We start from the raw sequence: 20,966 nt of genomic DNA on the forward strand, positions 1-20,966 counted from the left end.
ATTTGTTTTAGGGTGTTGCATCCTTTCAATTAAATAGCGACAAATGATTTAATATCCTGCTGCCTGAGGACAACTTCATACCGGAACGGGTGCTTTTACCCCGAGGGGTAAAGGTGAAAAGGGAAGCCGGTGCAAATCCGGCGCGGTCCCGCCACTGTGAGGGGGAGGGACTCCACAGCAAAGTCACTGTCCAGCACTCAGTGAGATTGTTTTCTGCTTTGATAGAAATTGGTTACTGCTACGATAAGGTTACGGCGAAGGAAACCATAACATGGCTGAGTGCTGGATGGGAAGACGTGGAGCTCCGGTGAACCCGAGCCAGGAGACCTGCCCGTTACCGGGACAACCAGACCAACCTGCGCGGACGGGGGGTGGTTAAGTTTGTCGTGGCATGATTTTGCTGCGAGGATTGAGCCTCCATCCGGGTAGATGGGGGTTTTTTTTACGGCGAGGCCTGGGGTATGCACAGGTAACAAGCCTTTATACATCGTTAACCCATTCTCCTTTCAGGAGTAAATATATATCCGGCTTTAAGTCAGGCCGGGCTACTTTTTAAAATTAGCCGGTTGGTTTAAATAAAAAGTTTTTACAAAGGAGTTACCTATGGGAACGTTCGTTCCCTATACAAAACATTAAAATCTACTTTCTGAGGAGGACGTTCTTATGAAAACCCATCACTTTGCCGGGCGGTTAACAGCCCTGGTTGCAACGGTCTGTTTATTCCTCGGTCTGCTGGTGCCGCTTGGGGTACCGGGCCGGGTGGAAGCGGCAGTTTCACCCCTGGCGGATAAGGCAGTGCAATTCCTGCATCGTGACTATTTAAAAAACGGGTTGATTAACTCGGATGTGGGTGTGGGCTCGTATGCCTTTTATGTGCTAAGCCAGGCCGGTGTTGACGCCGGAGCCTGGGTGCACCAGGGAGTGACTTTCCGGGAGGCAGTGCTGAAGGCGGTCAGGGATGATCTGGATAAAGCGGCTGAAGTGCGGGCAAAGCAGCTTGCCCAGGATCTGGTGGCCATGCAGGCGCTGGGAGAAAAGGATCTGGCCGGCCGGTTGCTGCAGGTCTTGAAGAACAGGCAGACAGACGAAGGATTTGAAGACATCGGGCCGTTAAGCATCTACAGCAACATGCCTTCCTTTGATCTTTTAAGCAGGGCCGGGTTAATGGATCAGATAAACACCGGCCTGGCCAGGAATTATATCCTGGAAAAACAGTATGTCAAGGCACAAAATCCTCAGTACGGAAGCTGGGGGTCGCTGGATGGTAATGCCTATTACGCCGATTTCATGGCCACGGCCCAGGCGGTGAGGGTGCTGCACTACCTGGACCCGGAAAAGAAAGATCCTCAGGTGCAGGAGGCCATTAAAAACGGCCTGGCCTGGATGCAAAGACAGCAGAAGGCAGACGGCAGCTTTGTGGCCGGTATGGACGACCCGGTGATCGATACTGCGGAAGTAATTGTGACCCTGAAGACCCTGGGTATGGACCCGGCGGCGTGGAAAAGCGGCACGGGGAAGAGTGCCGTTGATTATCTGATGAATAAGTCATTGAACGCCGATGGGAGCTTCGGTACGTCGGGAAACGCCATGGATGCCACCTGGGTGCTCTGGGCGTGCCTGGCGCTGGAAGCGAAGGCGAAAAGCCAGGCAACACAGCCACAACCTGGATCTCAGGAGGAATCCGGACGGCAAGCGCAACCCGGTATGGTGGCCAGTTTTACGGATTTGAAAGGTCACTGGGCGGAAGGGGCCATCAACAGGCTGGTTCAAATACAGGTTGCGTCGGGTTATCCAGACGGTACCTTTAAACCCGAAGAGCAGGTGACCCGCTATGAAATAGCCTCCATGATGGTGCGCCTGCTAAAGCCGGCGGTGGCTTCCCGGCAAGACCTGCTTGTGTTCGACCGGAAGTTTAAAGATAGCCGGAATGTTCCCCAATGGGCCCATGAGGCCGTGGCCGTGGCATTGAGGGAAGGGCTCATTTCCGGCTACCCGCAACCGGACGGCACCCTTATTTTTAAAGGGGAGGAACCGGTAAGCCGTGCCGAACTGGCCGCCGTTATGGCCCGGATTATTGAAAAGAAATGCGGGGAGGTGGCGCCGAAAGAGCTGGATTTCGCCGATGCGGATCAAATTCCGGCCTGGGCGAAAGAGGCCGTGGGGGTGGCTTACGCCAAGGGGGTTGCCGGTGGTTATCCCGACCGGACTTTCCGGGCCGAGAAAAAGGTCACCAGGGCCGAAGCGGCCGCCATGCTTTTGCGCCTGGCTGATGTGCTGTAAGGAGGTATCGAAAAGGCCCGGGAGGGTAAAGAAGGGACAATCTGCCGGGTTAAATCGGGCGGTGTTACATGAGGCGGCCATGCTGCCTAAAGAAGGTACAGTAGTGAAAGAAAGTGGAAAAGTCTGTTTTCAGAGTAAAAACATCGTAAGGGGGTCAGGGCGTTGTATCACCATAAAAGGACGGTTAAAAAGCTGAGTTTGTTACTGGTTCTGGTCATGGCCGCAACCCTGCTGACACCGGCGGTAAATGCCGGCGCCAGCGGGGTATCCGGCTCACCGGCCAACAATGCCGTGCAGTTTCTGTACAATGAATACATCCAGAAGGGAATCAATAATTCGGAGTATGGGGTGGGTTCCTATGCTCTTTATGTCTTAAAGCAGGCCGGTGTTGATGTTGCTTCCTGGGTGTATAATGGTGAAAATCTAAATGATGCGGTTATAAACGCTGTTTATAACGATATTTCACAGCCAGATAATGTTCCGGCCAAGATCCTGGCCCAGGACCTCCTTGCCATGCAGGCGCTGGGGCGAAGCGATCTGGCCGATCAGCTTGTGGAGATCTTGAAAAACAGGCAGACGGAGAACGGCTTTGATACGGGAGCTTACAGCCTTTTCAGCAACCTGCCGGCCTTTGACCTGCTGGGCCGGGCGGGTAAGCTGAGCGTTATAAACGCTGCTTATACCAGGGATTACATTATAAGCAATCAACTTACCCAGTCTACTGTACCCTCAGAGGTATACGGTGCCTGGGGCGGGAGCTGGACGGATGACAAGGGCAAAACAAACTATTTTGCCGACTTCATGGCCACGGCCCAGGCGGTAAGGGCTCTGCATTATCTCGATCCCGGCGGGCAGGATGCCAGGGTGCAGGCGGCCATTAATAACGGCCTTAACTGGATGAGGGACCAGCAAAAGGCCGACGGCAGTTTTGTGGCCGGCTGGGACGACCCGGCCATTGACACCGCTGAAGTGGTTGTGACCTTAAAGGCGCTGGGAAGGGATCCGGCTGATTGGAAGACCAGTGACGGAAAAACGGCCGTTGATTATCTGATGAATAATGTCCTCAATCCGGATGGTAGTTTCGGCACCTCAAAGAACGCCATGGATGCCATCTGGGTGCTCAGTGCCTGTAACTTGTTAAGTAGTCAGTTTTATATTAACCCCTTCAATGTAATAAAGAACATCGGTGAGCAACAGCAATTTACAGCCGTCTGGCAGGACGCCTACGGCCAGTCTGACGTAACGCAATGGGCCACCTGGTCTGTGGCCGACAGCAGCATTGCCAGCGTCGATGACAGTGTTTATGGTCTGGTTAAAGCAATAAAGGCCGGCCAGACGGTGGTGAAGGCCGTGTACAACGGCCTGACGGCGGCGGCCACCCTGACCGTGCAGTCTGCGGCTGGAGGCGGCGGGACCGCTACCGCGGTAACGGTCGGGATGGCCGTAGTGGGCCTGAACGGAGAATTGCTCTACGGTCCCTCCTACGTAATGGTACCGAAAGAAAACAAATGGGGCCTTACCGCCCTGGGCGCCCTGGATGCATCGGGCGTTCCCTACCATACCTCCACGTGGTCCTGGGGCATTCTGGTAGATGAAATTGCCGGGCAGGCCAATAGCGGGATGGCCGGCTGGATGTATACGGTGAACGGGCAGGTTCCCTCCTTTGGCCCGGAAAAGTACAACATTAAAGAGGGCGACAAGATCATCTGGTACTACAGTAAGAGCATGGACCAGCAGCCCCCCGGATGGGACGACCTGGTGAAACGGGCCTCCGGAGGAAGCAATCAGGCAGCCAATCTGCCCGCTCCGGTGAGCGATTCCGTTTTAAATGCAGCCATCGAGGGTGCCGGTTCTGCCGGTCGGATCGTTCTGCAGGCAGAGGACAATCAAACTGTTCTGGCCCTGACGGTGGATCATCTGGCTAAAATAACCGGTGTTAACAAACCGCTGGCCGTGACCGTTTCCGGCGTGCAGTTTGTGCTTTCCGTGGATAGCCTGAAAGTACCGGAGTTGAAGGTTGCCGAGGCGGCGCAGTTGCAGGTTAAAGCCCAGAAGTTGAGCAGCATCGAAGCCCGGGATCTGGTCAAGCCTGTTGCCGACAAGCTAAAACTGGTGGGCGATGTCTACGAACTGGACGTGCTGGCAGTGAAGAAAGACGGCACGGCGCAGAAGATCGCGCAGCTTCCCGACTGCCTGGTAATGCTGCCGGTGCCTGCTGAAGCTAAGGAAGCGGCGGCGGGCGGCCGGGTGAAGGTATACCGCTATAACGAAAGTAAAAAGATCTGGGAGGAGGTGGGCGGAACCTATGACCCGGCGGCAGGTATCATTACCTTTAAAGCCGAACATTTTAGCAAATACGCCTTGATGGAAACCAGCACCCCGCCCGCGTTAAAAACCTTTGCCGACATTGCCGGGCACTGGGCGCAGAAGGATATAGAATTTATGGCCACAAAAGGGTACGTTGCCGGTGTGGGTGACAACAAATTTGCACCGGAAGCCATCGTTACCCGGGCCGAATTTGCCGCCATCCTGGCCCGTATGGCCGGCCTGATGGCCGAACCGGACGGGGCAAAGCGCTTCAATGACGTGCCGCAAAACGCCTGGTACTGCGGTATGGTGGGTGCGGCGGCGAAAGCAGGATTGGTGCGGGGAACCGGCGAACACAGTTTTGCACCAAATGAGCCCATCACCCGGGAGCAAATGGCGGCCATGATGGTGCGGTTAATGGCCCGGGAAGGACAGGATATGAGTATTGGTGAGGCCGATGCGGCCAGAATACTGGCCGGCTTTGAAGATGCTGCCTCTATTTCTCCCTGGGCGCGAAACTCTGTGGCCCTGGTGGTACGGGAGCAGGTCATGAGGGGCCGGGCGCTGGCCCGGTTCATCCCTGCAGGCAATACCACCCGGGCAGAAGCTACTGTAGTACTGTACCGGGTGTGGCAAAAGTTACAGCCGGCTGCTGCTGATAAGAAGTGATACTTCCATGTAGCTATGGGAGGGAGGGCGAGTAAGCCGGTCGGACCGGGGACATGCTGGCGGCCACGTGCCGCCCTTGTGCGGGAGCGGGTGTCGTTCCGCTCCCGCGGGCGCTACAGCGTGAAATGCTTACTTCTGTTTACATGGGGTGATTCCATGAAGCGCAAACTCATCTATGTTATTGGCCTGCTGGTGATTCTGGCCGGAGTGCTGGGCCCCGCCCTTTACATGCACAAAGTTTTCAGCTCCCAGCAGCAATACCGGCAGGCCCATAGCAGCCAGGCTGCTGGCAGCCAGAGAACTAACTACAGCGCAGCGGAACAGGAAAATGCTACTGCACAGAGCCAGCCTGTCGCTGGCACCGGTCAATCTTCTCCCGGGGTAAATACAACCCAGCCCCCCGGCGAATCAACGCAAAGTTCATCACCCGCAGCAAAACAGGACAACCAGGGAGCGGACAGAGCTCAAAGTAAGCGGTCCACCCCGCAGGGTGCGGCCCCTTCCCAACCGGCAGGAAATTCTTCTGCTGCGCCGGAGAGGGAAGCCGGGTGCAGGGTCTGGGTGGCCGTTGTCGGGAAAAATGATGAGTTTCTTTTCAGGCCGGCGCAGGTGACGGTTAAACCGGACAACAGGTGGGGGATTACCGCCCTGGGCGCCCTGGAGGCCACCGGTCTTCCCTACGCCATGAAACCGGCCTGGCCCGATTTTGTGGATTCCATAGGTGGGCAGGCCTGCAGCGGCATGGCCGGGTGGATGTATTCGGTAAACGGCGAGGTGCCCATGCACATGGCCAGCAAGCACCCGGTAAAAACGGGGGACAAAGTAATCTGGTGGTACAGCAGGAGCATGGATCAGCCCCCTCCACGGTGGGAAGACCTGGTAGGCAAAAAGTAAAGGGGTGCCGGAATGTTTGACAGGCTTTTTTACCGGGAAAAGGGGCTTTTCCTGCAGAGCTTTCACCCGGCTACGGTCCTGGTTTATCTTCTGGTGCTCCTCATTCTGAGCCTGATCTATGACCATCCCATTTACCTGCTGGCGCTTCTTCTCCTGCTTGCCCTCCTGATCAGGGAAGTGGACGGCCTGGATGCCTGGGAGGGATTTTTAAAAGCAGGGGTCTTTTTAATGCTGGTGGTGATGATGGTCAACCCCCTGGTGATCCGGGCCGGCAAAACCATCATCTGGCACGGTCCGGCAGTACCTTTCCTGGGGAAGCTGGACATATCCATGGAGGCCGTCTATTTCGGCGCGGCTTCCAGCTTGAGGCTTCTGGTCATCATCAGCATTTTTTGCCTTTATAATCTGATGATCAACCCGGACAGGGTATTGAATCTTTTTTCCGGAGTGGCCGGTAAATCAGTCCTGGTGATAACCCTGGCCACGCGGCTGTTTCCCACCATGGTGAGGGACCTGCAGAGGATCAGGGAAGTACAGCAGTTACGGGGCGTCGACTTTGACACGGGCAGCCTGTGGCAGCGGGCAAGGAAATACTCCAGTTTATATAACGTGCTGCTTTTATCCTCCCTGGAGGGTGCCATGGAGATTGCCGAGTCCATGCAGGCCAGGGCCTTTGGCAGCGGCAGGCGTTCCGTATACAGCCGGAATATCTTAAGACCCCGGGATCTCTTCTGTCTCGGCGGCAGCCTGCTGGCTTTGCTGGCGGCAGTATGGGGGTGGCGTTATGGCCACGGCCGGTACACCTTTTACCCGGAGGCGGACTTTCTAATTAAAGACGGCGCGACTCTGGTGGTCCTGTTTATTGTGTTGTTTTACCTGTCTGTGCCGCTTCTATTGAGCGAGGGGTGGAAGCATTGCCGCTTTTTAAAGTCGAAAATCTGACCTATTACTATCCCGGAACGGAAAAGCCCGCCCTGAAAAATATCAGCCTGGAAATCCGGGAAGGAGAGTTTCTCCTTGTTACCGGTGGTTCCGGTTCGGGCAAGTCCACCCTGTCCAGGGTACTGGCGGGCCTGATCCCCGACTTTTACGGGGGCCGTATCGGGGGCAAGGTTTTCTTCAAGGGTAGGGATATCCGGACGCTGGACCGCCGGAAACTGGCCCGTGAAGTGGGTATGGTCTTTCAGGATCCGGAAAAGCAAATTGTGCAGAGCTGTGTGGAGGCGGAAATAGCCTTTGGCCTGGAAAACCTGGGGTTACCACCTGACGAGATGTCGCGCCGGGTTGCCGAGGTGGTCAGTTTCATGAATCTATCCCCGGTTCAGGAAGCCTTTACGGCCGATCTCTCAGGCGGTCAGAAACAAAAGGTGGCGCTGGCCTCCGTGCTGGCCATGCAGCCCCGTGTGCTTATTCTTGACGAACCCACCTCTCAACTGGACCCCGTCTCGGCGGAAGAAATCCTGAATGTGGTGAAAAGGCTTAATGAAGAAATGGGCTTTACGGTGATCATGGTTGAGCAGAGGCTGGAAAGATGCTTTCATTTGGCAGACCGGGTGCTGTTCATGGCGGGGGGCGAAATTATCTGCCACGGTAATCCCGCCGAGGGAGCGCGGGAAGCGGTCAGGAGGGGACTTCCGTTTGTGCCGCCTGTGGCCAGTTTCTTTGCCCGCCTCAACTCGCCGGTGGTGCCCGTTACGGTAAAGGAGGGTCGGGAACTTTTACAGTCATACTTGAAAGGAAATGTAGCCGTTGCGAAACTGGATGTACCCCGCAGTAGCCATAATTCCACTGCAAAAGAGCAGGAAAAAAATAGCATTATCAGCCTGAAAAATGTATGGTTTGCTTATCCTGGCGGTCAAGAGGTTTTAAAGGATATAAGCCTTGATATAAAAGAAGGAGAATTTGTGGCCATCCTGGGGGAAAACGGTGCCGGTAAGTCGACCCTGCTCAAGATAATGGTGGGTTTGCTCAGACCGGGCCGGGGCAGGGTTTATGTAAATGGGAGAGAACCGGGACGTAATGGGTTTAAAGAAATCAGAAAATTTACCGCCTATTTATCCCAGAACCCCAACGACTACCTCTTCCACGAAACGGTGGAAGATGAGCTGCTTTTCACCATGCGTAATTTCGGCTTGAAAGACCGGGGGCGGGTGGATGAAATCCTGCACAGACTGCAGCTGGAGCGCTACCGCCGGCGAAACCCCAGGGACCTGAGCAGCGGGGAAAGGCAGAGGGTGGCTTTAGCTTCCGTTCTGGTTACCGACCCCGGTTTGATCATTTTAGATGAACCCACCAGGGGGGTTGATTTGGGTTTAAAGTCGGAACTGGGACATTTTCTGCAAGAGGAGGCCGCAAAGGGCAAAACGGTAATCGTGGTAACCCACGATGTGGAGTTTGCGGCCGAGTTTGCCGGAAGAGTGGTGATGATGTTTGCGGGAAGGATTGTTGCCGCCGGGGAAAAGCACGCGGTGTTGGGGAGATCCGTATTTTACTCCCCGCAGATCAGCAAGTTGTGCCGGGGCATTTGCGATGGAGTGGTCACCTCTGCCGAAGCGCTGGAACAGCTTGGGCCGCTTCTGGCCGCTAAACCGGCCGTCTTAATCAAAAGCACGGGAGAGAAGGCCATATGGGGACGAGCTGGGGGCTGTACACCACATTGACCGGCATCCTTGCCGTTTTATTGCTTTTGTCCGCCATGGAGAAAAAAGGGGCTCTGGACTCCCGGCAGGTATCGGTTATTGCCGTGCTGGCCGCCTTGTGTGCGGCTGGCCGGGCGGTGACGGGAGTGGGTCTTTTATTTCTGCAGCCCACCATGTTTCTGGTGGAGATAACGGGATTTGTCTATGGTGCGCGGGTCGGCTTCTTTACAGGGGCCATGACTCCTTTGATTTCCAACTTCTTTATGGGACAGGGATCCTGGACGCCCTGGCAGATGCTCTGCTGGGGGCTGGTGGGGGTTTCCGGGGCGGCAGTCAAAGTCCTGTTCCCCCGGGCGGGAAACAAAACCCTGACCGCAGTCTGCTTCCTCTGGGGTTACCTTTACGGGGCCATCATGGATGTCTGGCAGTGGACCGTCTTTATGCGCCCCCTGACCTGGCAGACCTATTTTCTCACCTGGGCGGCGGGTTTTAGCTTCGATTCCCTGCGGGCCGCCGGTAATCTTTTCTTCTGTGCCGCCCTGGGGCACCAGACCTTGAAGATTCTCCAGTATTTCCATAAGAAGATGGATATACAATATCTGGAAAGTTAACCCGGAGAAGAATCAGGCGTCTTTCGCTCCAGACAGCGCCGTACCCTGGTGGTAACGGTTTTACCAAATATTAACGTCGTATGGAGAAGGAGGGGCAGAATGCTAACGAGAAGGCCGTTTTTGTTTTTGCTGATCTTACTGCCCTTTTGCCTGGCCGCTGCAGAATTAATTTTTCCCGGGCAGGTAGAAGCAGCTCCCGGGCGGGCTCCGGCGGTAGAGTGGGCCTTTTCCCCGGGTAAGGGTGAGGCCCGCTGTGTGGCCCAGACAGGGGACGGAGGATATGTTTGCACCGGCTGGATCGAATCCAGGGAAGGGGGTTCTGACGTTTTCCTTGCCCGGATGGACCGTAAAGGGAACAGGCTGTGGCAAAAAGTATTCAAGGGCAATGGCTACAGCTGCGGGTACTGTGTAGAAGAAGTCCGCGGCGGCGGTTTTATCATTGTTGGGGATACAAAATCCAAAAACGGCTATGACCACGATGTTTATGTGGTGCGGACGGATGAAAGGGGCGAGCCCTTGTGGGAACGTAACTTCGGCGGCCGGTATTGCGATTATGCCTGGTCCGTGCAGCAGACAGAAGACGGTGGCTTCATCCTGGCCGGGGGTACGGAGTCCTTTGGCGCGGGCATATATGACGTCTACCTGATCAAACTGGATTCTTCCGGTAAGAAGCTCTGGGAAAAAACGTACGGCGGTAAGGGTTCCGATTGCGGTTATGCCGTGCTGGAGATGGGTGACGGCGGTTATCTCATTGCAGGTAATGCTGAATCCTTTGGTAACGGAAATCCCGACGTATACCTCCTGCGAACGGACGGAAATGGGCAGGTGATCTGGCAGAAGACATACGGCGGCAAGGGGTCGGATTACGGCTGGTCTCTGGCTCCATCCCGTGACGGCGGCTATGTGATTGCCGGCGAGAAGGAGATTACCGGCGGGCAGGGCGGGATTCTGGCGCCTTACCTGGTCCGGGTTGACCCTGATGGAAATTTGCTCTGGGAAAAGACGTACGGGGGCCAGAACGCCGGTTCGGCTTATGCCGTCCGCAAGACCGGGGATGGCGGGTATATCCTGGCGGGTAAAAAAGAATCCGCCGGGGGCGGCTACGATATCTGGGTGGTGAAAACAGACAAAAACGGCGATCCTGTCTGGGAGAAGACCATCGCCGGCGCCGGATGCAACAGCGGCTACAGCATCCAGCAGTCAAAAGACGGCGGGTATGTTGTGGCGGGGAGAAAGGGGATGGAAAAAGGTGCCGGGAGTGAGATTTTGTTGCTGAAACTAGAGGGGACCGGAACATTGAATACTCCCTTATTGCTGTTCACCGGTGCAGGAGCCGCCATTGCCGGCCTGGCTTTGCTTTTTACCCTGAAAAGGAGGGGAGCAAAACAGGGGATAAAAAATTTACAGGGCAGCAGGAACTTTGAATTTAATGGCGAACAACATTATAAAATTAATGGGCGGCAGAAGTCGCCTGGCTTTTTAGGGACCATTTAGGGATCACTATTCGGCAATTGAATTCAAAGTTTAGAGTACAGGCAACCATGAAGGTGCTGTTTTCCTCCAGGGAGGAGGGCAGGCTTTCATGGTTTTCTTATTTTTGCCTGCCCTGGGCAGGCAGTGCGGCATCAGCCGCGGTTTAACTGCGGGGGTCCTAAGCTAAACCTTGGCGTTAGCTTTTAACCCTATACCTGTTTGCCGGACGGGATCCACGGTAAACGGGTCGACTCCTTCTCAACAAGTATGCAGTGGTCTGGTCAACCCTGCATGCTGTACCTCCTTTCGTCCTGGCATGTGGGGACTGGTCACCCCCACATGCCGCCACTTCTTTTTTTAAAATTTGGAGGAGCAGCAAAAGGCATGCGTATAGCAGTAATTGACGGTCAGGGCGGGGGCATTGGCCGGGTCATCGTGGAAAAGTTGCGGAAGGCCCTGCCAAAGGACGATGTGGAAATCATTGCCCTGGGTACCAACGCCATGGCGGCGGCTTTGATGCTCAAGGCGGGGGCCAACGATGCGGCCAGCGGCGAAAATGCCGTTATTTACAATGCGGATAAGGTGGACATTATTGTGGGCACCATTGCCGTACTGATGCCCCACAGTATGCTGGGGGAATTTACCCCGGCCATGGCCGAAGCGGTGGCTAAGAGCCCTGCGAGAAAGATTCTTTTGCACCTGAATCGCTCCAATGTAGAGATAGTGGGGGTAGTTGCCGAGCCGCTACCCCATTTAATTGATTTTCTGGTAGAACGGGTGAAGACTATAATGGCTGCCAGGTGCGCGGGAAAGGGTTAAAGCCGCTGTTTATTTTCACATGGAGGGTCCATTTATGTCGGTTTTTCAGCGGGTAACATACCCCTTTACGGCCATTGTGGGCCAGGAAAAAATGAAAAAAGGGTTAATCTTGAATGCGATTAACCCCCGCCTGGGGGGAATTATCATCCGCGGGCAAAAGGGTACGGCCAAGTCCACCGCCGTGCGGGCACTGGCTGCCCTGTTGCCGGAAATTGAAGTGGTGGTGGGGTGTCCCTTTAACTGCGATCCCAATGACCTTGCTTGCCTTTGTCCCGGGTGTAGAGAACGGTTGGCGGCCGGCCGGAAGCTGGAAAGAACCAGCCGCCAGGTGCAGGTCATTGATCTGCCTGTTTCGGCCACCGAGGACCGGGTGGTGGGCAGCCTGGACTTTGAATACGCCATTAAGCACGGCCGGCCCCGTTTCGAGCCCGGGGTGCTTGCCCGGGCCAACCGGGGAATCATCTACGTAGATGAGGTCAACTTGCTGGATGATCATATTGTGGATGTCCTTTTAGATGCGGCGGCTATGGGCGTGAATGTGGTGGAAAGGGAAGGCATCTCATATACCCACCCGGCGGAGTTTGTCCTGGTGGGCACCATGAACCCGGAGGAGGGAGAACTGCGGCCCCAGTTGCTGGACCGTTTCGGCCTTTGTGTGCAAATTGAGGGGGTGGACGACCCGGAGCAACGGGTGGAAATCATCCGCCGCCGGGAGGCCTTTGATGCGGATCCAATGGTTTTTTTGGCCTGCTGGGCTCCTGAAGAACAAAGGTTAAGGGAGAAAATCATTGCCGCCCGCGCTTTGCTCCCCCGGGTTACCATCCCGGAGAATCTGTTATACCTGGCTGCCCGTTTGAGCATGGAAGCCCTGGCGGCCGGGCACCGGGCCGATATTGTCATGGCCGCTGCTGCCCGGACTATTGCCGCCTTCGACGGCCGGATAGAGGTAACCGAAAAAGACATCCTGGAAGCGGCAGAGCTGGTTCTTCCACACCGGGCGAGGGAAGCTCCTCCACTGCCTCCGGAGCAGCCGGAACCGCCTCAAGAGGAACCGGAACCGCCGCAAGAGGAAGATCATCAGGAACAAAACCCGGAACAAAGCGAAGAGGCCCCGGCCGGGGAACCTTTTGAAGATAGCCGATCGGCAGAACAACAGGAATCGCGGGACCAGGAGTCGTCAACACAGGATCAAGAGCCGGATCAGGCTTCCTCTCCTCCCGCAACTGCGCAGGATGTGGTCTTTGCTGTGGGGCAGCCCTTTCCGGTCCGGCGCATTACTTATGACCGGGACCGTCTGTTGCGAAAAGGGTCCGGGCGCCGTTCCCGCACCAGAACGGCCACCCGGGCCGGGCGATATGTGCGCAGTACCATGCAGCGCAAAAACAACGACCTGGCCTTTGACGCCACCTTAAGGGCGGCGGCTCCCTATCAGGCTTATCGAGAAAAGAATGGCCTGGCTGTGGCGCTCACACCGGCAGACATCCGGGAAAAAGTGCGGGAAAAGCGCATCGGGAACTTTTTGCTTTTCGTCGTAGATGCAAGCGGCTCCATGGGAGCGCAGCAGCGCATGGTGGAAACCAAGGGTGCCATCTTATCCCTCTTATTAGATGCTTACCAGAAGCGGGATAAAATTGGTCTGGTGGCCTTTAAGGGGGATGCGGCAGAAATTTTGCTGCCGCCCACCGGTAGCGTGGAGATGGGTTATAAGCTGCTGGAAGAACTGCCCACCGGCGGGAAAACCCCGCTTTCCGCCGGGCTGCTCAAGGCTTATGAGGTAGCCAGGGCCCACTTGTACAAGGACCCAAACATATCGCCTCTTTTGATTCTTATCTCCGATGGGCGGGCGAATGTTAGCATGGGTCAGGATAAGCCCCTGGCCGAGGCCCGTCGGGTAGCGGAAATGATCCGCGATGAGGAACGAATTAAAACCCTGGTCGTGGACGTGGAAAAGAACGGCTTTGTTACCTTTGGCCTGGCCCGGGAGCTTGCTTTTGCCCTGGGGGCTGAATATTACAAAATAGATGATTTAAAGGCCGATACTCTGGTACAGGCAGTGCGAGAGATTATTTGAAATCCTGGATTAAGGGAGATGGATAAAATGAAATATATTTACCCTTTTTCAGCCATCGTCGGGCAAGAAGAGATGAAAAAAGGCTTGTTGTTAAATGCCGTCAACCCCAAACTATCCGGCATTCTCATCCGGGGGGAAAAGGGCACCGCCAAATCCACCGCCGTGCGGGCTCTGGCGGCATTATTACCGGAGATCGATGTGGTTGCCGACTGCCCCTTTAGCTGTGACCCCGATGATATCACCACCATGTGTATGGACTGCCGGCAACGCCTTGCCGCGGGCGAGGAACTGCCCCGGGCCAGGCGAAAAATGCGGGTGGTGGACCTGCCCGTATCAGCCACTGAAGACCGGGTGGTGGGGACGCTGGACATTGAGCAGGCCATCAAAAAGGGAGAAAAGCACTTCGAACCGGGTGTTCTGGCCCAGGCCAACCGGGGTATTCTTTATGTGGACGAGGTAAACCTTTTAGACGATCACGTGGTCGATGTGTTGCTGGATTCCGCAGCTATGGGAGTAAACACTGTGGAGCGGGAAGGGGTTTCCTTCACCCACCCGGCACAATTTATTCTTGTGGGCACCATGAATCCGGAGGAGGGAGAACTGAGGCCCCAGTTGCTGGACCGTTTCGGCCTTTGTGTACATATCACCGGTATTATGGACCCGGAGCTGCGGGTGGAGGTGATCAGGCGCCGGGCTGCTTTTGAAGAAGATCCCGAAGGGTTTACCAGGCAGTGGGAGGGGGAAGAGGAAAAGTTACGCCGGCAAATCGTGGCGGCTAAAAAACTGCTGCCGGAGGTAGAAATCCCGGAGGAAATGCTTTATCTGATCGCAAAGATAGCCATTGAAATGGGTGTGGACGGCCACCGGGCCGACCTGGTGATGATGAAGGCGGCCAAAACCATGGCCGCCCTGGCCGGCCGTACCGAGGTTACCCGCGATGATGTGCACAGTTCGGTGAACCTGGCCCTGCTCCACCGCATGCGTCGCAAGCCTTTCCAGGAATTGGATATTGACCGGGAGAAGCTACAGGTGATCATGGGCGGACAAAAAGCACGCCATGCTCACGATTATCACCACGGCCACAGCCACCGGTAATATGACGACGCGTGCAGGGAGGGTGTGGCCGGTTTTTACGTGCAGTGACATTGAGCCGGAGGTTTGCAGAGTGATTGAGCTTCGCCAGTTGACCAAACATTACGGAAACATTGTCGCCGTGGATGGCCTGGACCTGGAGATAAAAAAGGGGGAGATCTTCGCCCTGCTCGGTCCCAACGGTGCCGGTAAGACTACCACTATAAGGATGCTGACCATGCTCACCAAACCTACCGGCGGCACGGCTTTAATCAATGGCTATGACGTTATGCGGGATCTGGACAGGGTGAAAAAGGAAATCGGCGTGGTGCCCCAGCATATGAACCTGGACCAGGAGTTGACCGCCCGGGAAAACCTGGAACTGCACGGGCGCCTGCACAGGATTCCTGCTTCCCGCCGGCGGGAAAGAATCGAGGAACTCCTCGACTACGTGGAACTCCGGGAGCGGGCAGGGGATCTGGTGAGCAAATTTTCCGGAGGCATGAAACGCCGGTTGATGATTGCCCGGGCATTGATGCACAACCCAAAAGTTCTTTTCTTAGACGAACCTACCGTGGGTCTGGACCCCCAGACCCGCCGCAAGATCTGGGACTTAATCCGGCGCATGAACAGTGAAGGCATGACTGTCCTTTTAACCACCCATTACATTGAAGAAGCGGAAGTTCTCTGCCACCGGGTGGGCATTATGGATAAAGGCCGGTTGATTGCCCTGGGGACACCCCGGGAATTAAAGCAAAAAGTAGGGGAAGTGGTGGTGGAATCCTTTGGTGGCAAAGACACCGGTTATAAACTTTTTCCCAGCCGTGATAGGGCCCTGGCCTATGCCGGCCAGTTGGATGGAAATGTTTTAATCCGGGAATCCAACCTGGAAGATGTTTTCGTCGAGCTAACCGGGCGTAAGGTGGGTGATTGAGATCGATTTCTACACCGTATTCTGGCGGGAAATGGTGGTTTTCAGGCGTACCTTTGTTAAATTCTTTGCTTCCCGGCTGGTGAGCCCCCTTTTATATCTGGTGGCTTTTGGCTGGGGGCTGGGCCGGGGGATTCAAATGAATGGGGGCAACTATCTGGAATTTGTGGTGCCCGGGATTATCGCCCTTTCGGCCATGAATACCAGCTTTAACGCCGTGGGCGTTTCCCTGAATATGAGCCGCCTGTACCACAAAACCTTAGAGGAATACCTGATTGCTCCCATCAGCGCCGGTGCTTTTGTGCTGGGCAAAGTGCTGGCGGGCACCGTGCGCGGGCTGGTTGCTTCTCTGATCATTCTGGCCCTGGCTTTTGTGTTTGGAGCCCACCTTGCTATAAATGGGTGGTTTTTCCTGGTGGTCATCCTCACCTGTTTTCTCTTTGCCGCCCTGGGAGTGGTGGCGGCCATGACCATCAACTCCCACGAGGATATGGCCAACTTTTCTACTTTTGTTATTTTGCCCATGTCCTTTCTCTGCGGTACCTTCTTTTCCCCTGACCGCCTGCCCGGGGCCGTAGCGTATATAATAGAGGTGCTGCCCTTAACCCACTCCAGCCATGCCTTACGTGCCCTGGCCCGCGGGGACGGGCTTCTGCCCGTATCCCTGGCAGTGCTGGCGGGGTATGCGGCGGTGTTGTTTGTTGCTGGCGTAATGGTGGTGAAAAGGGTCAGGTAAGGAGGAGGGCCTGTAAGGCCCTCTTCCTTAATGCAGGTGAAGCTGTTTCATCTCCTTGAGCAGTCTTTCGCCGTCATTTATATGTGCCTGCAGGTGACTGATGCGGTCCGGATCGGCATTGGTCCGTTTCAAATCCTCCAGCTCCAGCCGGTGAGCTGCTAGTGAGCCCTCCAGTTCCCGGTACATTTCCATGGCCCGTTCAAAAGAGAGACCCCTTTGCCTTTCTTCTTCAAAACGGTGCTTGATGCTGGAACAACTCATGTGCATAACCTCCTTAAAGTATTTTTATCCTGAAGTTTGCCTCATCCCGCGGAAAAAGATACCTGAATAAAATTTTTATTCCGGGAGGAATTTTTCACTTTGAGTAGAATATTTCCACCTTAAGTAGAATAGAGGGAAACTAAACCCGTATTACAAAGGCGACCGGAGTCGCTACCTCGTGACATTTTCAAATAATAACCGCTTTTAAAACTTAATATTTAAGTAATAAGCCACGAAGGCGGAACTTTCCTTTACGAAGGAGGGTTATTGTCTTCGTGGCTTTTTATTGTATGGATAGGGGGGATTTCATGAAAAAAGTTACCGCCGTGATGTGGCACAGCCACACCACCACTATGCGGCGGGCCGCGGAGCTGGTCAGGGACGTGCTGGAGGTTAAGGTGTACTCGGCCCGCTTTTTAGATGAGGGTAAAGAAGATCTCACTGAAGCCCTCGAGGACATGGCCCGGGCCGACCTGATTTTCCTTTACCGTTCAGCGGCAGAAATTGTCTGGGATGAACTGGAAAAGACGGTAAAACGACTGGCCAGGCCCGTGGTTTGCGTGGCCCATGACCCGGCTTTGTGGGTCCTTTCAACAGTGGGGCCGGATGTGGTTTCCAGATGCTACACATATATAGTTCAGGGCGGTAAAGAAAATTTTGCCCACATGCTCCGGTATCTGGCTGTCGAAGTTCTGGGTGAGCGGCTGGAGTACAGCGAGCCGCTTACCTTCCCCTGGGAGGGTATTTACCACCCGGCCGCTTCTGGTTGTTTTGCTACGGTGGAAGATTACCTGTCCTGGTACGAGACATACCTCAGTCAAGCCGGCTGGCCCGAATCATTGGTCGCTTCCGCTCCCACCGTGGGCCTGCTCTTTGCCCGCAACAACTGGGTAAACGGTAACCTGGCTGTGGAGAACTTGTTAATTCGCCTCCTGGAGGAAGAAGGGTTCAGGGTTATCCCTGCCTTCTGCTACTCCCTGAAAGATGACGGGCTGGGTACGAAGGGTTCCGGTGAGGTGGTGCGCCAGTACTTCTTAGCTCAGGACGGAAGGCCCCGTATCAAGGCCATGGTCAAGCTGATCTCCTTCTTTTTGGAAGCCCGCACCCGAACCGATGACTTCTTGCGCGAGGATGTGGCCACCTCAGGAGTGGCCCTCTTACAGCGGCTGGGTGTGCCCGTCTTCCAGCCGGTAACTTCCTTTTACCGCACGGTAGAGGAATGGGTAGAGGATCCCCAGGGTTTAAACCGGGATATAGCCTGGTGTATAGCTCTACCCGAGTTTGAAGGGGTAATCGAGCCAATTTTCATTGCCGGAGCCAGGCGTGAAGGGGAACTGGAAATCCGCGTGCCCGTGGAAGAGCGCTGCCGGCACCTGGTGAACAGGGTGTCCAGGTGGGTTGAACTGGCGCGAAAGCCGGTCCACGAGCGAAAAGTGGCTTTTATCCTCCACAACAACCCCTGTGCCTCGGTGGAAGCCACGGTGGGCAGCGGAGCCAACCTGGACACCCTGGAGAGCGTGACCAGGATTTTGTGCCGTATGAAGGAAGCGGGTTATTCCGTGGAAGTTCCCGCCAGCGGCAAAGAGTTAATCGACACCATTATGAACCGGAAGGCCATCTCGGAATTCCGCTGGACTACCACCGATGAAATTATCAGCAAGGGCGGGGCGTTAAAGCTCATGCCCGTAGAAGAGTACCGGCAGTGGTTTGATCATTTATCTCTGCGGGTGAAGGAACGGCTTACTGAAGCCTGGGGTGCCCCGCCGGGAGAAGCCAAAAACGGCGTACCCGCGGCCATGGTCCACGAGGGGAAAATCGTCATTACCGGAGTTCAATATGGCAACGCTGTGGTATGCGTGCAGCCGAAGCGGGGCTGTGCCGGTGCCCGCTGCGACGGGCAGGTCTGCAAAATCCTGCACGACCCGGACATCCCGCCGCCGCACCAGTACCTGGCCACCTACCGCTACCTGGAGCGGGACTTTGGCGTGGATGTCCTAGTGCACGTGGGCACCCACGGCAACCTGGAATTCCTGCCCGGCAAAGGCGTGGGACTCTCCGGCGAGTGTTACCCGGATTTAGCCATCGGTTCCCTCCCTCACCTTTACATCTACAACGCGGATAACCCGCCGGAGGGCACCATTGCCAAAAGGAGGAGCTATGCCACCCTGGTGGACCACATGCAGACGGTGATGACCGGGGGTGGTCTCTACGACGAGCTGGCCGAGCTGGAGCGCTACCTGGAGGAATACGAAAAGGCCAGGGTGGCCGACCCGGCCCGGGCCCATACTCTGGAGCATTTAATTATTGAAGAAATCAAAAAGACCAACCTGGACAAGCAAATTTCCGTGGAAGGCGGCCATGATAATTTTGCCGCCATTGCCGAAAAAGCCCACGCCGTGCTTTCCACCATCCGCAACACGCAGATCCAGGACGGGCAGCACATCTTCGGCGAGATACCGGAAGGAGAGCGGCGCATTGAATTCATCAACTCCATCCTGCGCTTTGACGCCGGGGAAAAGGTCTCTTTGCGCCGGGCCGTGGCCGGCCTCATGAATCTGGATCTGGCCGGGCTTTTGGCCGACCAGGGAAGGTTCTCGACTCGTTACGGCAAGTCCTATGGTGCCCTCTTGGAAGAAATTGATGCTGCGGCTAAAGCCTTTATTGGCAGGTTCTTAAAGGGACAGGAAGTGGATCCGGGTTTTGCTCAAGAGGTCCTGGGGGATAAGTTTGTCTGCCCCGAGGCTTTGCCGGAAGTAAATGCCCTTTTACCACGGGTGCTGGATTTGAACGAGCGTATTGAAGGTTCTAAGGAGATCGAATCGCTGCTGGCCGGTTTTGACGGGAAATACATCCCCGCCGGGCCCTCCGGGCTGATCACCCGCGGCAGGGACGATGTACTGCCTACTGGCCGCAACTTTTATTCCCTGGACCCCCACCGGGTGCCCACCCGGGCCGCCTGGGAAGTGGGCAAGCGCCTGGCGGAAAAAATTCTGGAAAAACACCTGGCTGATGAAGGCCGCTATCCGGAGAACATTGCCCTTTACTGGATGTGCAACGACATTATGTGGGCCGACGGCGAGGGCCTGGGGCAGATGTTCTACCTTTTGGGCGTGCGTCCCCGGTGGCTGCCCAACGGTCGGGTGGCGGGTATCGAAGTAATCCCGCTGGAAGAATTAGGACGCCCCCGCATTGACCTGACCGTGCGGGTCTCCGGCATTACCCGGGACAACTTCCCCAACTGCGTAGAGCTTTTAGATGAGGCCATCCAGACCGTGGCCGCCCTGGACGAGCCGCCGGAGCAGAACTACGTCCGCAAGCACACCCTGGCCCGACTGGACGGGCAGAACGACCCGCAGGCCTGGCGGGACGCCACCTTGCGCATCTTTGCCTCGAAGCCCGGCACCTACCAGGCCGGCGTCAACCTGGCCGTTTACGCTTCGGCCTGGAAAGAGGAGAAAGACCTTGCCGATATCTTTATCTACTGGAACGGTTACGCCTACGGCAAGGGTGTTTTTGGCAAGGAGGCCTTCCGCCAGTTGCAGGCCAGCCTGAAGACGGTGGATGTAACCTATAACAAGGTGGTTACCGACGAGTACGACCTCTTCGGCTGCTGCTGCTACTTCGGCACCCATGGCGGGATGACTGCCGCCGCCCGGGTGGCCTCCGGTAAAGAGGTGAGGACCTACTACGGCGATACCAGGGAACCGGAGCATGTGGAAGTACGCACCCTGGCCGATGAGATCCGGCGGGTGGTCCGGACGAAGCTTTTGAACCCGAAGTGGATCGAGGGGCAGAAGCGGCACGGTTATAAAGGCGCCGGGGACATTTCCAAACGTATTGGCCGGGTCTACGGCTGGGAAGCCACCACGCAGGAAGTGGACGACTGGATCTTCGATGACATCACCAGGACCTTTATCCTGGACGAAGAAAACCGCCGTTTCTTTGAAGAACACAACCCCTGGGCGCTGGAAGAAATCGCCCGCCGGTTGCTGGAGGCCCACCAGCGGGGCCTGTGGAATGCCGATCCCGAAGTGCTGGAAGGATTGAAAGAACACTACCTGGAGATCGAAGGCTGGCTGGAGGAGAGAATGGGCGACATCAAGGGCGACTTCCAGGGCGGCGCCATCGACATCCTCACCGCCGAGGAAGTGGCCGACTGGGGAGCCAAGATGCGGGAGATCAAAGCAAGGTTGGGGAGTTAAAA

Annotated in this window: 14 protein-coding genes and 1 riboswitch; of the genes, 13 read left to right on the forward strand and 1 reads right to left on the reverse strand. The window is 55.8% G+C overall.

Going from position 1 to position 20,966, the window contains the following annotated elements; all coding sequences use genetic code 11:
* The first annotated feature begins 70 nt into the window (after nucleotides 1-70).
* Nucleotides 71-349, forward strand: a riboswitch (cobalamin riboswitch).
* A 314-nt stretch (nucleotides 350-663) separates the two neighbouring features.
* The 12 genes from J2Z49_RS09745 (at nucleotide 664) to J2Z49_RS09800 (ending at nucleotide 16,501) form a co-directional block, all read left to right on the forward strand.
* Entirely contained in the window at nucleotides 664-2,280 is a 1,617-nt protein-coding gene (locus tag J2Z49_RS09745) for an S-layer homology domain-containing protein (RefSeq protein WP_307402591.1), read from the forward strand.
* Between the two features lie 162 nt (nucleotides 2,281-2,442).
* On the forward strand, nucleotides 2,443-5,256 hold the full coding sequence (locus J2Z49_RS09750; protein WP_307402593.1) for an S-layer homology domain-containing protein: 2,814 nt from the start codon (nucleotides 2,443-2,445) through the stop codon (nucleotides 5,254-5,256).
* A 156-nt stretch (nucleotides 5,257-5,412) separates the two neighbouring features.
* Nucleotides 5,413-6,150 (forward strand): DUF4430 domain-containing protein, encoded by a 738-nt coding sequence (locus tag J2Z49_RS09755; protein WP_307402596.1) that lies wholly within the window; start codon nucleotides 5,413-5,415, stop codon nucleotides 6,148-6,150.
* Between the two features lie 12 nt (nucleotides 6,151-6,162).
* On the forward strand, nucleotides 6,163-7,092 hold the full coding sequence (locus J2Z49_RS09760) for an energy-coupling factor transporter transmembrane component T (RefSeq protein ID WP_307402599.1): 930 nt from the start codon (nucleotides 6,163-6,165) through the stop codon (nucleotides 7,090-7,092).
* Entirely contained in the window at nucleotides 7,056-8,810 is a 1,755-nt protein-coding gene (locus J2Z49_RS09765) for an ABC transporter ATP-binding protein (protein ID WP_307402602.1), read from the forward strand. Before J2Z49_RS09760 ends, J2Z49_RS09765 begins: the two co-directional genes overlap by 37 nt.
* The gene (locus tag J2Z49_RS09770; RefSeq protein WP_307402604.1) at nucleotides 8,777-9,400 is read left to right on the forward strand and encodes an ECF transporter S component; all 624 of its coding nucleotides are present in this window, start codon (nucleotides 8,777-8,779) and stop codon (nucleotides 9,398-9,400) included. Before J2Z49_RS09765 ends, J2Z49_RS09770 begins: the two co-directional genes overlap by 34 nt.
* Nucleotides 9,401-9,499: 99 nt before the next feature.
* Nucleotides 9,500-10,894, forward strand: coding sequence for an outer membrane protein assembly factor BamB family protein (locus tag J2Z49_RS09775; RefSeq protein ID WP_307402607.1), 1,395 nt, complete (start codon nucleotides 9,500-9,502; stop codon nucleotides 10,892-10,894).
* 363 nt (nucleotides 10,895-11,257) lie between these two features.
* A complete protein-coding gene (locus J2Z49_RS09780; protein ID WP_121450998.1) occupies nucleotides 11,258-11,692 on the forward strand; it encodes a DUF3842 family protein in 435 nt (144 codons plus the stop codon).
* 34 nt (nucleotides 11,693-11,726) lie between these two features.
* Nucleotides 11,727-13,763, forward strand: coding sequence for a putative cobaltochelatase (locus J2Z49_RS09785; RefSeq protein ID WP_307402612.1), 2,037 nt, complete (start codon nucleotides 11,727-11,729; stop codon nucleotides 13,761-13,763).
* 27 nt (nucleotides 13,764-13,790) lie between these two features.
* Nucleotides 13,791-14,858, forward strand: coding sequence for an ATP-binding protein (locus tag J2Z49_RS09790; protein WP_307402614.1), 1,068 nt, complete (start codon nucleotides 13,791-13,793; stop codon nucleotides 14,856-14,858).
* A gap of 70 nt (nucleotides 14,859-14,928) precedes the next feature.
* The gene (locus J2Z49_RS09795) at nucleotides 14,929-15,768 is read left to right on the forward strand and encodes an ABC transporter ATP-binding protein (protein ID WP_307402616.1); all 840 of its coding nucleotides are present in this window, start codon (nucleotides 14,929-14,931) and stop codon (nucleotides 15,766-15,768) included.
* Nucleotides 15,761-16,501 (forward strand): ABC transporter permease, encoded by a 741-nt coding sequence (locus J2Z49_RS09800; RefSeq protein ID WP_307402618.1) that lies wholly within the window; start codon nucleotides 15,761-15,763, stop codon nucleotides 16,499-16,501. Before J2Z49_RS09795 ends, J2Z49_RS09800 begins: the two co-directional genes overlap by 8 nt.
* Before the next feature lie 27 nt (nucleotides 16,502-16,528).
* On the opposite strand, the gene J2Z49_RS09805 is transcribed toward J2Z49_RS09800, so the two are convergent.
* The gene (locus J2Z49_RS09805) at nucleotides 16,529-16,762 is read right to left on the reverse strand and encodes a hypothetical protein (RefSeq protein WP_307402620.1); all 234 of its coding nucleotides are present in this window, start codon (nucleotides 16,760-16,762) and stop codon (nucleotides 16,529-16,531) included.
* A 308-nt stretch (nucleotides 16,763-17,070) separates the two neighbouring features.
* On the opposite strand from J2Z49_RS09805, the gene cobN reads away from it, so the two are divergent.
* Nucleotides 17,071-20,964: a cobaltochelatase subunit CobN gene (cobN, locus tag J2Z49_RS09810; RefSeq protein ID WP_307402622.1), complete on the forward strand. Its 3,894-nt coding sequence runs from the start codon at nucleotides 17,071-17,073 to the stop codon at nucleotides 20,962-20,964.
* Nucleotides 20,965-20,966 lie beyond the last annotated feature (2 nt).

Origin of the sequence: Desulfofundulus luciae (genome assembly GCF_030813795.1) — a bacterium.
In the GTDB taxonomy this organism is placed as follows: domain Bacteria; phylum Bacillota; class Desulfotomaculia; order Desulfotomaculales; family Desulfovirgulaceae; genus Desulfofundulus; species Desulfofundulus luciae.

Excerpts from the sequence above, each read along its gene's own strand:
- J2Z49_RS09790 (WP_307402614.1), top strand. The coding sequence starts at position 13,791 with ATGAAATATATTTACCCTTTTTCAGCCATCGTCGGGCAAGAAGAGATG.
- J2Z49_RS09770 (WP_307402604.1), top strand. The coding sequence starts at position 8,777 with ATGGGGACGAGCTGGGGGCTGTACACCACATTGACCGGCATCCTTGCC.
- J2Z49_RS09760 (WP_307402599.1), top strand. The coding sequence starts at position 6,163 with ATGTTTGACAGGCTTTTTTACCGGGAAAAGGGGCTTTTCCTGCAGAGC.
- cobN (WP_307402622.1), top strand. The coding sequence starts at position 17,071 with ATGAAAAAAGTTACCGCCGTGATGTGGCACAGCCACACCACCACTATG.
- J2Z49_RS09745 (WP_307402591.1), top strand. The coding sequence starts at position 664 with ATGAAAACCCATCACTTTGCCGGGCGGTTAACAGCCCTGGTTGCAACG.
- J2Z49_RS09780 (WP_121450998.1), top strand. The coding sequence starts at position 11,258 with ATGCGTATAGCAGTAATTGACGGTCAGGGCGGGGGCATTGGCCGGGTC.
- J2Z49_RS09755 (WP_307402596.1), top strand. The coding sequence starts at position 5,413 with ATGAAGCGCAAACTCATCTATGTTATTGGCCTGCTGGTGATTCTGGCC.
- J2Z49_RS09785 (WP_307402612.1), top strand. The coding sequence starts at position 11,727 with ATGTCGGTTTTTCAGCGGGTAACATACCCCTTTACGGCCATTGTGGGC.
- J2Z49_RS09775 (WP_307402607.1), top strand. The coding sequence starts at position 9,500 with ATGCTAACGAGAAGGCCGTTTTTGTTTTTGCTGATCTTACTGCCCTTT.
- J2Z49_RS09805 (WP_307402620.1), bottom strand. The coding sequence starts at position 16,762 with ATGAGTTGTTCCAGCATCAAGCACCGTTTTGAAGAAGAAAGGCAAAGG.